Annotated in this window: 14 protein-coding genes; 4 read left to right on the top strand and 10 right to left on the bottom strand. The window is 50.2% G+C overall.

What is annotated here, in order from left to right; translation table 11 throughout:
* The first annotated feature begins 180 nt into the window (after positions 1 to 180).
* The 3 genes from K7B07_RS21110 (at position 181) to K7B07_RS21120 (ending at position 4,798) form a co-directional block, all read left to right on the top strand.
* The gene (locus K7B07_RS21110) at positions 181 to 2,016 is read left to right on the top strand and encodes a right-handed parallel beta-helix repeat-containing protein (protein ID WP_223712526.1); all 1,836 of its coding nucleotides are present in this window, start codon (positions 181 to 183) and stop codon (positions 2,014 to 2,016) included.
* A gap of 5 nt (positions 2,017 to 2,021) precedes the next feature.
* Positions 2,022 to 4,223 carry a glycoside hydrolase family 95 protein gene (locus K7B07_RS21115; protein WP_223712527.1) on the top strand — a complete coding sequence of 734 codons (2,202 nt, stop codon included), beginning with the start codon at positions 2,022 to 2,024 and terminating at the stop codon, positions 4,221 to 4,223.
* Between the two features lie 104 nt (positions 4,224 to 4,327).
* A complete protein-coding gene (locus K7B07_RS21120) occupies positions 4,328 to 4,798 on the top strand; it encodes a DinB family protein (protein ID WP_223712528.1) in 471 nt (156 codons plus the stop codon).
* Positions 4,799 to 4,816: 18 nt separating this feature from the next.
* On the opposite strand, the gene K7B07_RS21125 is transcribed toward K7B07_RS21120, so the two are convergent.
* The 5 genes from K7B07_RS21125 to K7B07_RS21145 form a co-directional block, all read right to left on the bottom strand.
* The gene (locus K7B07_RS21125) at positions 4,817 to 5,518 is read right to left on the bottom strand and encodes a pirin family protein (RefSeq protein ID WP_223712529.1); all 702 of its coding nucleotides are present in this window, start codon (positions 5,516 to 5,518) and stop codon (positions 4,817 to 4,819) included.
* Positions 5,511 to 6,014, bottom strand: a complete 504-nt coding sequence (locus tag K7B07_RS21130; protein WP_223712530.1) for a hypothetical protein — start codon at positions 6,012 to 6,014, stop codon at positions 5,511 to 5,513. The genes K7B07_RS21125 and K7B07_RS21130 overlap by 8 nt, the downstream gene beginning before the upstream one ends.
* Before the next feature lie 38 nt (positions 6,015 to 6,052).
* Entirely contained in the window at positions 6,053 to 6,781 is a 729-nt protein-coding gene (locus K7B07_RS21135) for a dioxygenase family protein (RefSeq protein ID WP_223712531.1), read from the bottom strand.
* Positions 6,782 to 6,896: 115 nt separating this feature from the next.
* On the bottom strand, positions 6,897 to 7,580 hold the full coding sequence (locus K7B07_RS21140) for a LytR/AlgR family response regulator transcription factor (RefSeq protein WP_223712532.1): 684 nt from the start codon (positions 7,578 to 7,580) through the stop codon (positions 6,897 to 6,899).
* Positions 7,577 to 8,692 (bottom strand): sensor histidine kinase, encoded by a 1,116-nt coding sequence (locus tag K7B07_RS21145; RefSeq protein ID WP_223712533.1) that lies wholly within the window; start codon positions 8,690 to 8,692, stop codon positions 7,577 to 7,579. The genes K7B07_RS21140 and K7B07_RS21145 overlap by 4 nt, the downstream gene beginning before the upstream one ends.
* 149 nt (positions 8,693 to 8,841) lie before the next feature.
* Between K7B07_RS21145 and K7B07_RS21150 the strand changes: the two genes are divergently transcribed.
* Positions 8,842 to 9,540, top strand: coding sequence for a type 1 glutamine amidotransferase (locus K7B07_RS21150; protein WP_223712534.1), 699 nt, complete (start codon positions 8,842 to 8,844; stop codon positions 9,538 to 9,540).
* Positions 9,541 to 9,551: 11 nt separating this feature from the next.
* On the opposite strand, the gene K7B07_RS21155 is transcribed toward K7B07_RS21150, so the two are convergent.
* The 5 genes from K7B07_RS21155 to K7B07_RS21175 all read right to left on the bottom strand — a co-directional run bounded on the left by K7B07_RS21155 (position 9,552) and on the right by K7B07_RS21175 (position 15,328).
* Complete coding sequence (locus tag K7B07_RS21155; RefSeq protein ID WP_223712535.1) at positions 9,552 to 10,319, bottom strand: LytR/AlgR family response regulator transcription factor; 768 nt, start codon at positions 10,317 to 10,319, stop codon at positions 9,552 to 9,554.
* Positions 10,300 to 11,430 (bottom strand): sensor histidine kinase, encoded by a 1,131-nt coding sequence (locus tag K7B07_RS21160; RefSeq protein ID WP_223712536.1) that lies wholly within the window; start codon positions 11,428 to 11,430, stop codon positions 10,300 to 10,302. The genes K7B07_RS21155 and K7B07_RS21160 overlap by 20 nt, the downstream gene beginning before the upstream one ends.
* Before the next feature lie 106 nt (positions 11,431 to 11,536).
* Positions 11,537 to 12,820 carry a BamG family beta-barrel-assembly machinery protein gene (gene bamG / locus K7B07_RS21165; RefSeq protein ID WP_223712537.1) on the bottom strand — a complete coding sequence of 428 codons (1,284 nt, stop codon included), beginning with the start codon at positions 12,818 to 12,820 and terminating at the stop codon, positions 11,537 to 11,539.
* Positions 12,810 to 14,120, bottom strand: coding sequence for a DUF4270 family protein (locus K7B07_RS21170; RefSeq protein ID WP_223712538.1), 1,311 nt, complete (start codon positions 14,118 to 14,120; stop codon positions 12,810 to 12,812). Before K7B07_RS21170 ends, bamG begins: the two co-directional genes overlap by 11 nt.
* Before the next feature lie 155 nt (positions 14,121 to 14,275).
* On the bottom strand, positions 14,276 to 15,328 hold the full coding sequence (locus tag K7B07_RS21175) for a Kelch repeat-containing protein (RefSeq protein ID WP_223712539.1): 1,053 nt from the start codon (positions 15,326 to 15,328) through the stop codon (positions 14,276 to 14,278).
* Between the last annotated feature and the right edge of the window lie 103 nt (positions 15,329 to 15,431).

The raw sequence follows: 15,431 nt of genomic DNA on the forward strand, positions 1-15,431 counted from the left end.
CATTCCGTGCTTCTCTTACGGGGGAAGCGCTGCTGAGAAAAAGCATGCAATCTGCCATTGCTGTAAAACAAACAGACCTGTGATTACCTGCCTATGGTTATTCAGTAAAATAAGAGTAAGTTTGAAACGGAGATAATTGATTCTGTCGGTTGCATTGTTTGTTATGAAAGAACCTGCATTTTGATAGGGGAAGTAAATACATGGATGCGTTCCATCGGACTGCTGTTGCTGTTCTTTTTAGGTTCGGTTTCCGTGCTGCCGGCACGGGATCCGGTGATAGTGCGTGCTGCCGATTATGGTGTTGTGGCAGACAGCAGGCAGAACGCAGCGCCGGGGCTCAGACGCGCACTGGAGGCTTGCCGCAGGCTCCCTGCATCCGTGTTGGTACTACCTGCGGGTCGTATTGATGTGTGGCCGGAGGGGGCTGCCCGGCGGGAATTATATGTATCAAATTGTACTGAAAATGATACCAGCAGCAAAATAAAGAACATTGCCTTCCTGCTTGAAGATTGCCGTAATCTGGTGATTGAGGGGAATAACAGCCTCATAATGCTGCATGGCAAGATGATCTCCTTTGTGGTATTGCGCAGCCGGAACATTACCATCCGGAACATCGGGTTCGATTATGAACGTCCTACCATGAGTGAACTGACAATTGCGTCGGTGGGTAAAAAAAGTATAGAAGCCGTAGTGCATCCCGATTCCCGTTTTTCCATCGATAGCGGACGCCTGCGGTTTTACGGGGAAGGGTGGGTGCTGCATGCGTTTCATACCATCCTTTTCGATCCGAAAACGGAACAGTTGCGGTACAGCAGCCTGCAACCATTGCTGGAAGCCAAAGCACGGCAGACCGGTTCCCGCCGGGTTCTCTTTGAGGGCAATTTCGGACAGCCTCCCTACAAGGTTGGTGATATCCTCACCGTGCGGGATCCTTACAGGGATAATTGCGGCGCATTTATAGAACAAAGCAGGAATGTGGAGCTGTACCAGGTGGGTATGCACTATATGCACGGGCTGGGTATTGTTTCGCAATTTTCAGAAGACCTCCGTTTCCGGAAGGTGGCCGTTGCGCCGCGGGCGGAGACCGGCAGGATCATTGCCGCTTTTGCGGATTGTTTTCATTTTTCAGGCTGCCGCGGCCGCATCCTGCTGGATAGCTGCCGCAGCTCGGGATCTCATGACGATCCGGTAAATGTGCATGGTACCCATTTGCAGGTAACAGCGATCAGGGACGGACGTAAACTTACCGTACGTTTTATGCATCACCAGACCTATGGATTCCCGGCTTTTTTTGCGGGAGACAGTATTGCTTTTATTGATCCGAAAACATTGCTGACCCTGGGGGGTGCAACGCTGCAGACGGCGGTTTTAATGAATAGCAGGGAGATGTTGCTGGAGCTGAAAGAGCCGCTGCCGGCAGGTGTTTCAACGGGACACTGTGTGGAAAACCTTACCTGGACGCCGGAAGTGTGTATCCGTAACTGCAGGTTCGAACGGACCAATACCCGGGGGGTGCTGATCACCACACCGCGGAAAGTACAGATCGAGCATAATGTATTTTCACATACCGGGATGTTCCCCGTTTTAATTGCTGATGATGCCAGCAGCTGGTTCGAATCCGGTGCGGTACGGGATGTTACGATCCGCAATAACCTGTTTGATGCCTGTGGCTATAACAGTAACAGCGGAGCGATAGCTATCGCTCCCGAAAATCATCAACGGGTGCCGGGCAGTTATGTTCACCACAATATCCGGATCACCGGCAACCGGTTCCGGACATGGAACGCTGCGGTGTTACAGGCACGCAGTGTAGACAGGCTGATATTTGAACATAATAAGATCCGGCCTGTATCAGCACAGGTCAAATGGACCGGCGCTGCTGTTGAACTGGACGGATGTGCGGAGGTATCCGTAAACGGTAATCAATTACCGCACCAGGCGGATGCATTAATAATCATAAACCAGATGCCGGAGAACGCGATCCATACGGACTGGCGCCTGGCGAATAAAAAATGAATGCTATGATGCGATTTGTAAAAGGGGCCTTTTTATTACTTGTTCTGTTGCTGGGAAAAACGCTGCCCGCGCAGGAGCACCTGCTGTGGTATGACCGGCCTGCAGGGAAATGGGAGCAGGAAGCGCTTCCCATCGGCAACGGCAGGATGGGGGCCATGATGATGGACGGTATCAACACGGATGTTATCCAGTTTAATGAACAGAGTCTCTGGAGCGGCGATAACAACTGGGACGGCGCCTATGAAACCGGTGATCATGGTTTTGGTGCTTACCGGAATTTTGGAGAATTAAACCTGGAATTTGACCGGGCTGATGGTGCAGAGGGCTATCAACGAAGCCTGAACCTCGACAAAGGACTGTACCATGCTTCTTTCCGGGCAAGAGGCGTTCTGTATCAACTGGAAGCTTTTGCCAGCTATCCCGATCAGGTCATGGTATTCCGGTACACAGCAGGAAAAAATGGACAACTCTCGGGAAGTATTTCCCTGAAAGCTGCGCAGGGCGCGCATTCCGTTGCAAAGAACAATAGCGTTCAGTTTTCGGGTATCATGCCCAATCAGCTGAAATATGCTGCAAAAGTAACAGCACTGAATGAAGGTGGTTCCATTACAGCAAAAGACAGCAGCTTGCAATTTAAAAATTGCAGGGTGCTGATACTTTATATCAATGCCCGCACAAATTATAAGCCCGATTATGAAAAAGGCTGGCGCGGCGCCGACCCGTTGCCGGTCCTGGAACAGGAGCTGTTACGGGCACAACAAAAAGGGTATGCACAATTATTACGGGCGCACAGTGCCGATTTTGGCAAACTGGCGGATGCGGCCCGTATCGATATAGGGACCTCGGCTGATTCGCTGCGCCGGCTGCCGGCAGACCTGCGCAGGGAACGGTACGCTTCAGGAACTGCAGATCCCGACCTCGAAGAACTCCTGTTCCAATATGGCCGCTACCTGCTGATCAGCAGTTCCCGCCCGGGCGGATTACCGGCTAATTTGCAGGGGCTCTGGAACAACAGCAACAATCCTCCCTGGGCCAGCGACTATCACAACAATATCAATATCCAGATGAACTACTGGCCGGCTGAAACCACAAATCTTTCGGAGTGCCAGCTGCCGCTGATCGATTTTATAAAAGCACAGGCGCCTTCCTGCAGGATCGCCACGCGAAAAGCTTTTGGGGAAAAGACCCGTGGCTGGACGGCCCGTACCAGCCAGAGTATTTTCGGAGGCAATGGCTGGGAATGGAACATCCCCGCCAGCGCCTGGTATGCACAGCATGTATACGAACACTGGGCTTTTACACGTGATCCGGTCTACCTGAAAGAAACGGCTTATCCCATCCTGAAGGAGCTCTGCAATTTCTGGGAAGACCGGCTCAAACAGCAGCCGGACGGAAGTCTGGTGGTTCCGGATGGCTGGTCGCCGGAGCACGGTCCACGCGAAGACGGTGTGATGCACGATCAGCAGCTGGTATGGGACCTGTTCCAGAATTACCTGGAGGCTGCAAAAGCATTGAATCGGGATACCGGTTATCAGCGAAAAGTAGCAGGACTGCAAAGCCGCCTCGCACCCAATAAGATCGGCAAATGGGGACAGTTGCAGGAATGGCAGACCGACCGGGATGACCCGGATGATCAGCACCGGCATACCTCGCACCTCTTTGCCGTATACCCGGGACGACAGATCAGCACCACACAGACGCCGGAGCTGGCAGCCGCCGCAATTGTAACGTTGCGCAGCCGGAGCGGCAACTATGGTAAAAATATCAATAAGCCGTTCACGGTGGCATCTACTGTCGGCGACAGCCGCCGCTCCTGGACCTGGCCCTGGCGGTGTGCGCTCTGGGCCCGGCTGGGCGAAGGTGAAAAAGCAGCCATGATGATCCGCGGCCTGATCACCTATAACCTGCTACCTAATTTTTTTGCCAACCATCCGCCGTTTCAGCTGGATGGTAATTTCGGGATCAGCGCCGCGATTCCGGAGATGCTCCTGCAAAGTCATGCCGGAGAGATCAGCCTGCTGCCGGCTATTCCGGGGGTATGGAGCAACGGCTCCTTTAAAGGAATTAGAGCCCGCGGGGGATATGAAGTCGATTGCGACTGGAAGGAAGGGAAGGTTACGCATTACCGCATCCGTTCTAAAATACCACAGAAAGTATGGGTACGGATCAACGGGGAGCGTAAGGAAATCACCTCCGGAAAATTATGATGATCCGTTGCTGATCGCTACCGTACTGTGTTGTATTTAAAGCAGCGCCTTTAGCCGGTACGAAGAAAACGGCGTATTTTAGCGGATAAAAAAACAGACCCAGAATGGAAAACGGTTCTCAACTCGCCGGCCGGTTCCGGGAAGTAATGCTGAACGGGACCTGGATCGCGAATACCAATTTTAAAATGCTGCTCTCCGGCATAACGCCGGAGCAGGCAACTACCCCGATCGGTACATTAAACACCATCGCGTTGCTGACCTTTCATGTGCGTTATTATATTTCAGGATTGAACCATGCTTTTGAAAAAGGTACGCTGGAGATCAGTGACCGTTATAGTTTTGACGCACCCGTGCTGCGTGGCGGAGATGACTGGAATGCGCTGCAGGAGGGCCTCTGGGAGGACGCAGAACAATTCGCCGCTTTTGTGGAGGTCATGCCGGCGGAAAAGCTGGACGAAATTTTTATCGATAAAAAATACGGAACCTTTCGGCGCAATATCGAGGCAATGATCGAACATGGGTATTATCACCTGGGCCAGGTAAGCCTGATCAGGAAGCTGCTATCCGGCCAATAGAACACACGGGAGGCCGTTCTATATTACCGGCCGGAACGTTCGGATACCGGTATTGCCATTGGTCTGAGCTGTTGTTTCCACCAATAGTAAAATACTTTCTTTCCCGAATGATTCGAGTTCTATGTCAGGGGTGTTCCATACAGACAGGGCGTCTCCTGCGTGCAGCAGCCTCCCATTTATTTCTACGGATCCTTGCAGCAGGTAACTAAAGATGCAGGTGCCGGTACCGCGCGATCTGTATCCCGATTCGGCGCGCATCGCGAACCGGCCGATGCTGATCCGGATTTCAGGTGATTCTATTACTGTAATGCATTGACCGGGCTGGGTATGCAGGTTGAACGGGTAACATTTGTATCCGCTTTGTTGTGCAACCGTATCGTGCAGCCGGAGGCTGATAAAACGGATGAGTTCTTTTTTATAGGGGTTACGGATCAAAACCGGAGATCCGGTATCGATGCTGCCAAGTTGCCCGCAGTTTAATGCGCAGGCAGCGGGTTTGATCCGCAGTTCCAGGTTGCCTACAACCGGTAACAATAACAGCCGGCCATCGTTCGGATCCGGTTGATAAAAAACGCCCGGGGCGAGTGTTATTTCGGTGCAGGCTTTTAATGCGCCGGCGGTGGAAGCCGGCCCCAGCGGCACCTGTATGGTACGGCCTGTTTCATTTTCAGAAACGGATCCCCATTCCCTCAGGAAGATATGTGCTGCCGGCTCAGGCATATTGATCCGGTTTAATGGAATAAATACTTACAAAGGGTGGCAGGGAAAAAAGTTCTGTCAGCTGTTCCTGTTCGTGTCCCGGATACGACAACAGCATGCGGTCGCCGATCGTATCCAGCCACCGCATCCAGTCGCTGTAAAAACTGATGGCGATCCGGTGTCGGGTCTTGTCGGTGATACCGGAGCTGAGCAGCTCGAACCGGTAATCGCTGAAGGGAAGGAACTGCAATCCCAGCGTATTGGTAATATCCGGTATTTTATGCTGTAACTGCTGCATATAACCGGTAATAGCAGTACTGACCAGGAAATCCAGCTTGTCTGCATTACGCACTTCCTGCTTTAACTGGGCATAGCTGGTATATTTATTTTCCCGGTTAAAGTATTGCGCCTGCATAAGGAACTCGGCATAGGTTGCTTCGAAGACCAGTTGTTCCCAGGCTCCGCGGGTTTGTACATCAATAATCTTCCGGTAGCAGATCCTCACCTGACGGTTCATATGTATATTTTTAATTGCATTGGCGGGTATGTTGCAGCTTATGCTTTTACGCCAATCGTATGTGATAAAGTATACCCCGCCGCCACAGTGCCGGTAACCGTGGCGAGCTCGGCGGCCAGTGAATCAGCGAACACATTGTCGCGCGCATTTGCAGTATCCTGTGTGCCACGGGCTTTATAGTCTGCAGCTGTGGTATATACCGTATTGCATACATCTGTGGGAAAGGCGATCTGGGTCACCAGTAAGGAAGTGCCACTTGCATTGTAAACATGCACATGAATATGTGGTGCCCTTCCGGAATACCAGCCCGGAAAGATGCTGGTGAAAGTGACCTTCCCGTTTTCGTCCGTTGTCTGCCGCCCGCGCAGCCAGTGTACCGAGGTATAATTGGTCGATTGCATGCCGCTGCCTCCATATTCAGAGTAGTTGCCCTGTGCATCGCAGTGCCAGATGTCTACAATAGTGCCTGCAAGCGCCGCACAGCTTTGATTCACATTGGTAATAGCGATATTGATACCCAGTGTCACACCCATACGGTCGCCTGTGATATCCGACTGTACGAGGCCCGAAGGGGTTTTTGTGGGGAAAGGGCCTTCCGTTTCAGAAGGTGAGCTGGTACAATTGGCTGTAGTACCGGTTCCGTCTCCGGTAGTGGTATCGGTCGTATCGTCTACAGCATCGGTTTTGCTGCAGGACTTGGCAAGCGGCGCCACAAAGGCCAGTCCCAGTGCTGCAATGCCATTTCTTAAAAAAAGTTTCCGTTCCATGCGTGTTTTTTTGTGATCTGTTTGTATTGCAAAACAATATTACTTCAGAGCGGCATGCGGAAAAAAACGAATAGGTCAGCCGGCAAATGGTACCGGTAAATCTTTTAATAAAACGTTAAGACGGTTTCATCCATTGCTGTAATGCGGGCAGGTAGGTCTCACTTACAGGGAGTTCCGCGCCGCTTATCAGGCGCAGCTTCCGGCCCAGGAAGGAATCGATCTGTTTTGATGAAACAATATAGCTGCGATGGATGCGCATAAAACCGGCGGGTAATTTTTCCGCAACTTTTTTCAGAGACAACAGCGTCAGGATAAAACGCCCGTTCTTTAAATGGATCTTTATATAGTCATCCAGGCTTTCGATATAAATGATATCGGTGAACAATATTTTCATCATCCGGTATTCGGCATAGACAAACAGGCTGTCGGGTTGCGGTTGTTTATGGGGCTGGTAAAATTTTGCGGCCTTATGTATGGCCTTTTCGAACCGCCCGAAACTAAAGGGTTTGAGGAGATAGTCCACAGCTTCGAGTTCGAATCCCTCCAGGGCAAATTCCTTATGGGCAGTGGTGAAGATCAGCATGGGAGGGGCGCTAAGACTGTTTACCAGGTCCAGTCCGTTGATGTCGGGCATGTGAATATCCAGGAACAGGAGATCCGGAGGATGGTCTTCTACAAACTGCCTGCCGGTGACGGCGTCATCAAAAAACGCGATGAGCTCGATGCCGGGCATCCTCCCGCAAAAGTCCCTGATGATCTCCAGGGCCAGTGGTTCGTCGTCAATGGCGATGGCATTCATGATCTTTTTGTTTCTGTTTGAAGCCGGAGGTCTGCAATAAATGTTCCGTTCTCCCTCTTTAATATCAGTTCGTAGCTGCCGGGATAGAGCAGCTCCAGCCGCTGTGTTACATTTTCGAGTCCGATCCCCTGACGGGGCGTCTCTTTGTTATGATCGATAATGTTGTTTTCTGTAAATAAGTGAACCTGCTCGTTGGTTACACCGATCCGGATAATGATCGCCGCCGGCGTATTATTGCTGATACCGTGTTTAAAAACATTTTCAATAAATGGCATAAGGATCAGCGGGGCCACCGCTACCGACTCATAGCGTCCGGACAATTCATACTGTACCTGTACCTTCTTACTTAACCGTAATTTCTGCAATTCGATAAAATCATTGATACAGGAGATCTCTTTTTCCACCGGCACAAACTGTTCGTGTGCATCGTCCGTTATATAACGCATGATATTGGATAGCCGCAATATGCTGCTGGCGGTATACGCGCTTTTGCCAATGGCCAGGGCATAGATATTGTTAAGGGTGTTGAAAAGAAAATGAGGACTTACCTGGGCTTTGAGAAAGGAAAGTTCTGCGCGGGCCTTATCCACCTGTATCATTGCACGATGGCGTTCCGTAATGCGCCACTGCCGGTTGATCACAATAATAGTGCTTACCGCAGCCACTGTTAAAAACAGGATAATACTCATCAGGTCAAAATGACCCTCCCTGAATCCCGGCCGGTTGCCCGGAGGCGGAGGACGCTGCGCCTGTACATCAGTACCCGCAGGCGGCGGGGGCGGTTGACGGAGGACTTCCTGCCGGTCGGGCCGGCTGGCATTGAGCAATACATCAAAAGGCTTCAGGTAAAAGGTAAGTGTAAGCAGCGCCAGCAGTATGAAGCTGTAAGTAATGTATTTCTTCCGCACAAAAAAGCGGGGGAGCAATATACAGAGGTTCAGGTAAAAAAGAGATACATAAAACCCGGCAAAGAGCAGGAACGGCCAGGAAAACAACCGCTTTTGCAATGTCTGGCCGCCGAAGGATCCCGACTGGATAAAAGCCAGTATCAGGCTGAAGCATAATATCCAGCCAATAATGTGTACCAGGATCAACAGCGGCTTTTTATCCATAATGTTTTCCAAACTTAAAAAAAATATCAACGTTCGGGCCTTTTTAAAACAAACGGGTATCAGGCGATTCACCGGTCAGTGTATCAAAAACCTGATGCGATTACTTATTTTTGATCCTGTTCCGGTAGGGGCAAAAATAAAATAATAGCATGCGGATCCATTATTTACAGCACGTTCCTTTTGAAGGGCCGGCATTTATTGCAAGCTGGCTGAATGAAAACGGTCATTTGATCTCGGCAACCCGTTTCTTCGATGCTGCGGCGCAGCTCCCTGCTGTCGGTGCTATCGATGCACTGGTGGTTATGGGTGGACCCATGGGCGTTTATGATGAAGAGCAATATGCCTGGCTGGCAGAAGAAAAGACGTTTATTAAAGCCTGTATCAGTGCCGGTAAAAAAGTGCTGGGGATCTGCCTGGGTGCACAATTGTTGGCGGTATGTCTTGGTGCAAAAGTGCAGGCGGCAGCACACAAAGAGATCGGTTGGTTTGAGGTGTGGCCAACCGCTGCATGCCGGGCCCTGACCTGGTTTTATGAACTTTTCAAGGAGAGGCCGGTTGTATTTCACTGGCATGGCGACCGTTTTGATATTCCGGACGGCTGTGTCGATCTGCTTGCCTCTTCTGCCAATACCAACCAGGCTTTTTACTATGACGAACATATTCTCGGGCTTCAGTTTCACCTGGAAGTTACCGGAGATTCTGTTGATGAATTGGTGCAGGCCGCATCGAACGACCTGGATGCATCGGCCTGTGTGCAGACTGCGGATGAAATTGAAACGGGGAAATGTAATCTTGGCCATTGTAATAAAATAATGACGGCTGTGCTGACGCACTGGCTTTCTGCATAGATAGTGCCGGTTCAGGCGCTTAGCCAGGACAGGAAATCACTGATCTTTGTTTTATTGACCAGCAGTTCAGGCGCCTCCTTTATTTTTAATTTGATGACCAGCTTGCGTGCATATCCCTGTAATACTTCTTCTATGGCGTCCCGGTTGAGCAGCACCTGCCGGTTTACACGATAAAAGCCGTCACCACAAAGCATCTCCACGTCTTCGAGTGTTTTATTGAGCAGGTATTTCTGGTGATTCAATGTGGTCAGCTGCACGATCTTGTTTTCCGTCTGGAAAAAAGCAACATCCGATATTTTTATCGGTTTGATGGAATCGCGGTATTTGACCAGTATGGAGGAGGAGCTTTTTTGCCCCGCTCCGGTTGCCACGGAAGGCAGCCCCAGGTAGTGGCCATAGTTCAGTACCTTTTTGACCACGGCTGAATGCAGCTGATTGTATTTGTTGATGGCACCGGCAATATCATCATTCTTAAACGGTTTTAATATATAGTCAATGCCGTTGGCTTTAAATGCCTGTAATGCATATTGTTCATAAGCCGTGATAAAAACAACGGGCACTTCCAGCTTTACCTGACGGAATATTTCAAAACTGGGACCGTCCGTGAGCTGTATATCACAAAAGATCAGATCCGGCGGAAGGTTGGTTTTAAAATAGTCAACAGCAGCGGCAACGGAAAAGAGAAGCCGGGTTACCTCGGTCTCAGGAGCGGCCTTCAGCAGCAGTTCCTGCAGGTATTCCGCAGTATATTGCTCATCTTCAATGATGACCACGCGCATCTTCAATGGTTTTTAAAGTAATGCAAAAAGCGCCACCGGTGCGGTCGATCTTCAGGGGCTCGCCGCCCAGTAGCCGGCACCGCTCTTCCAGGTTTTTAAGCCCCATGCCATTGGAGGAACCTTCCGGCGGTTTCGGCCGCAGGTCGTTACATACAGTAATTGTTTTTTGTACGGCATCTCCCGTTACCCTTATGTGTAGCGGGTCAGCCGCAGTAAATGCGTTATGCTTTAAGGCGTTTTCTGTCAGCAGCTGGATGGAATAAACCGGAAGGGTTGCGGGCATTAATGTTTCGGGGATGTCAAAGGAGTAAATGAGCGCGCTACCAAAACGGATCTGCTGCATTTCAAGATAGTTTTTTACCTGTAACAGCTCTTCTTCTATAGAAACCGTGAGCCGGTCGCCGGAATAAACAACGGTACGCAGCAGATCGGAGAGCAGGTCTACATAAGCCGCTGCCTTATCGGGCTCGGGCCGGATCAGGGCTTTTACGATCGTAAGTGAATTGAACAGGAAATGTGGTTGCAGCTGCTGTTTCAGCAGGCTGTGCTTTGCTTCCAGGTTGGTGACCCGCAGCAGGTCGTTCTCTTTTTCAATCCGCTCTTTTCTGCTCCGGAGCAGGATAACTTCCAGTAAAATAAGAATGATGATATTGATCGATTGTGCCTGGAGCACCGGAAAAAAGAAAAAAATGCCGGAACGCCCGCCGGGAGGTTTTGGCATTTTTTGCGGATCAAAAACAGGAGGCTCCCCGTTAAACCGGTGGTAGATCTGATGCATCCGCAGCTCCCGTTGCGGAAATGCACGTCCGCGTCTCGCTTCTTTCATAATAATCACTGCAAGAAAACCGCAGAGAAGAATGCTGACCGTATAGCGCAGCCATGCGTTGTTACGTTTAAACAATGTAGCAAACAACAGCAGCAACAAGGCATTGATGCCCCAGAATAATAAGGTGGTAAGGACCACCGTTAAAAAGCTGTGGCCGATCTCCTTCCAGCTGATGCCGCCGGATAATAATGCGGGCATGGGTACCGAGCCGAAAACCGCAAATAACGGGGCCGTCAGTAGCGCAATGATCAGGATTTTTTTGTATGGAACAAATTGTTTTGTCATTTTCTCATTCGTCCGCTGCCGGAAGCGGGGCAAAATTATAGGATGTATAAGAGATCCTTCCGGGGCGCCCTTAAGTTTAACATAACGCATTTTAACAACCGGTATATCAGTTGCCTGCCTGCTTTGCCCGGAACCAGATATCCCTTATGGTAAGTCCCAGGGTAAACTGGGTATACTGTTCCCGGATCTGCCCGGCCTTGTTACTGCCCCTGATCCCGAATTCCAGCCCGCCGTGCATGTAGAGGTTACGGGCCACATTGTAACCGCCGCCCAATGTGGCGGAATAATCCCATACATGATTGCCTGCCAGCAGGTAATAACTGTTCTGAGCGGTAACCCCCATTGCCAGATAATATTTTTCGTAAGAGGCGCCGCCGGAAGTGAGGTATTGTTCTCTTTTTGCATATTCCCATCCCGCACCCAGACGTACAGAAGGGGCGGTATAAGAATTGGAATAGTTGATTGCCTGTTTCGACCAGTGATAATAATCGCCTTCTATTGAAAGGCTAAGCCCTTCCCGGTTCGAAAGCGTATAACCAATGCCGGCACTCAGCGGCATATTGAATACCGCACTGCCATTGCTGTTGGTCAGAAACGCTGTGTCTACATTAAGATACTCCGTTTTTGAATAGCCCTTCAGCCGGGTGCCGGTTGTAGCGGTAAGACCAATGGTATGCTGCCATTTCCGCTGTGCAGGTGTATAATACTGAAAGCCGGTTTGTAGTGCGGCACCGTTGTAATAACTGTATTCTTTTTTTGTGATATCAAGATTCAGCAGGGGATCCGTATAAGAGGTCTTCCGGGTAGTATTGCCGAACAGGAACGAACCCGTGACACCGGCGGAGAACCGTTTGCCCAGGGCATAGCTAAAGGATCCGTAGGCCTGGTTGATGCCGCCGTCGCCTTCAACGGTCCTGGAATACCCCGCAGTACCGTCACTGTATACCACACCGGAAAGCTGGTACTGGTAGTTGACCGAGCTGTAAGGCCTCAGCCCGAACGCAAAGCCGGTCCTTGCCGAAGGACGGAAGGAAAGAGAGATCCGCTTGATGGTAAGGTCCTTGCTGGCTGCGGTCGATGTATCGGCTGCATTCATACGGAATACGCTGCTGCGGCCCCGCAGCATAAATTCAAGATTCACCACCTTTTCACCGAGGGAAGTTAATGAAGCCGGATTTGAAAAATTATAAGAGACCTCGTTCCTCCGGGAGAGGGCTGCGCTTCCACTTGCGGCATAGCGGCTGAAATCCTTATTGTCGATATCCCCGATGCCCAGGTTGGAATAAGGCGATGTTACATTCTGCGCTGCTGTCTGCACGGCGATCAGTAACAACAGCAGTGCAAGCCCCTGCGGCAATGGAACTGTAGGTATATGTTGATTATAAGCCAAGAACGTAGAGTTTTAATTTGATATCGGAATCATTGGGCTGGTCGGTGACCACCAGCCGTGAAGTATATGTTTTGTAACCGGTTGAATAAGGGCACAGGAATAATGATTTGGTAGAGAACCGGCCTTCGTCGATAATGGTATTGATATAGCTGGTGATGTCGAAAGTATATTTTGTGCCGTTCTCTTCAAGATCATTGATCACAAGATTCCCGTTCTGTACGGCATCTGTGCTGCCTGGTTGCAGCAGTACGCTGCTGAATTCGTTGTTCAGGTTGCTGATATACATTACGAGGCCGGGCGGCAGTGTAAAGGGCGCCGTGTTTTCCTGTTTATTTACCCGTACTTCAAGTGCCGCCTTTATCACTTTCACATAGGGATAGGCCTGTTTTACGTCGAGGATGTCGGGGAAGGTGATCTTTATATAAGAAGGGATATAGTTATTCAGCAATGCTTTGCGGTCCATGGCGCTGCTCTCGGTCAGTTGTGATTTTAGCGGGTTGAAGGAAGCCAGCGGTGTTCCTGCATAATTATAGCCCAGGTGATTGTATTGTTTTGAAGCAGTATAACCGATATCGAGGAATTTTTTTTCATTGTACTGGCCACGCAGGGTATAATAGATCCTTAAAAGACCCGTACCAGCGGCAAACTGGTAAACTGCCTGGCTGTAATTGCTGTCGGAAACCAGGGCGATGCCTTTCAGGTAATTGCGGAATGTGGTCTGGTCCTCAATTACAGCACTCTTGTTTTTTATCTGGTTAAACAGGTCCGCACCAAAATCATCCGCCAGTTTTATCCGGACCGTATCCTTTCTGCCGGGATATACGATGCCGGTATAGCTACCCAGCAGGCTGTTGTCATAGCCGGTTTTAGCCGGGTTGTAATAAGTGGTGGAAGCGGAAACATCGATCCCTATATTTTCGGTGAGCTTATGTGCGTTTATGCGGAATGGCCGGGTGGTATCTCCATAGTAATTGCCATTGGGCTGCAGCAGTATTGCTGCCGAGTCGTAGGTTACACGCTGCTCCCAGAGCGGGTTTTCGGTGGGCACAGTCAACTCTGCAAAGGAAAGGGCATTGATCCTTCCGAACCGGGGATCGTTTTGTGTGCCGATCACAAAAAGACTGTCGCCGGTTGTAGCGAAGGTATCGAGCTTATAAGTGGAAAGAGCTACGGTATAGTTATCCCAGTAAGTGATATTGGGATCCGCTGTATTTGTATTGTCCTTAAAAAGGATATCAGTCTTGGTACAGGCGCTGCCGGTGCCAATGATCAGTAAAAGGAATAGGTACTTAAATTTCATGTGTGTTCGGTATATGCACGGCAGTCGCTGCCGTTCAGAAAAATAAGCGGGTTAAAAAAATGGGCAATCAATAGGAATATCAATTGCCCGCTACCTGAATTATGCTTCTGTCCTATATGCATGAAGCACAAAAATGTAAAACTGCTTTATAAGAGCTATTGATTATCTGCGTCGTCCTGTTCTGCATCGGGGTAAAACTCCCAGAGATCATCGTACCAGTAGCTGCCATTGGTACCTGTGGTGATAAAGCCCACTCCACTCATGGCAAAGCCGATGGCCCCCTGCCGGGCAGCACCCTCAAAGGAGGTTTTTTGTGCCCACAGGTCCTGGTCGATATCGTATTGCCAGACGGTGCCGATCGTACCGCTGGCTTCTCCGCAGCACAGGTAGGCTTTGTTGTTTAGTACGAAAGCGGCTGCATTGCTGCGCTGGATATTGGAACCATAATCATCGTCGTAGTCTTCGTCGCTGTTGGAGCTGTTGATATTCCGTTTGCGGATCCAGGCATCTGCGGAGGGATCGTATGCGTAAAAGTCGGTAAGGTAACTGCTGTTGCTGACACCGGTTACCACATAGCCCAGGTTATTGTAAACAAAAGCTACGGCGTCCATGCGTTTTGATCCGGCCAGACTGGCTTTCTGTTCCCATTGGTTGGATATGGGATCATATTGCCAAAGATCTTTGAGGTAGTTCCCGTCATATCCTGTGGCCACATAACCTTTATTGTTGATGGCGAATGCCACGGCCCCGTAGCGTGCCGTGCCGCCAAAGTTGGCGAGGTCAGCCACTTCCGTCCAGGAGTCGGCGTCCGGGTCGTACGACCAGAAATCACTCAGCCGGTTATTGCCGTCAAAGCCGGTACCCACATAGCCCTTACCGTTAACCGTAAAAGCCACGGCGGAATTGCGCGCTGCTCCGGGAAATTCTGCCACCCGCTTCCAGGTGCCGCTGCTTTTCTGAAATGCCCAGAAATCCTTCCGGCGCTCTGTTCCGGTATAACCCAGCCCCACATATACCAGATCGCCGATGGTGAAGCTTACGGCGTCGGTGCGTCCCACACCTTCATACTCGGATGAGATCTTCCAGTTGCCCGTATAATCGTCGTCATCGCTGCTGTCTTTGGAGCAGGAAACAAAAGTAGTTGCCAAGAGCAAAAGCGCCGCCGAAAGACCGGAAGCAAGGCTGTTTAGTTTTCTAAAAACAATCATAGTCAATTCCTTATTTGCATGCAAAGAGGCTTTATTTTTCTTTAAAGAAAAAGTTAATCCGACCGGGCCGGACAAAATGGCGACTCACCGGGACGAACGGGTT

It is taken from the genome of Niabella beijingensis (assembly GCF_020034665.1).
Lineage (GTDB): Bacteria > Bacteroidota > Bacteroidia > Chitinophagales > Chitinophagaceae > Niabella > Niabella beijingensis.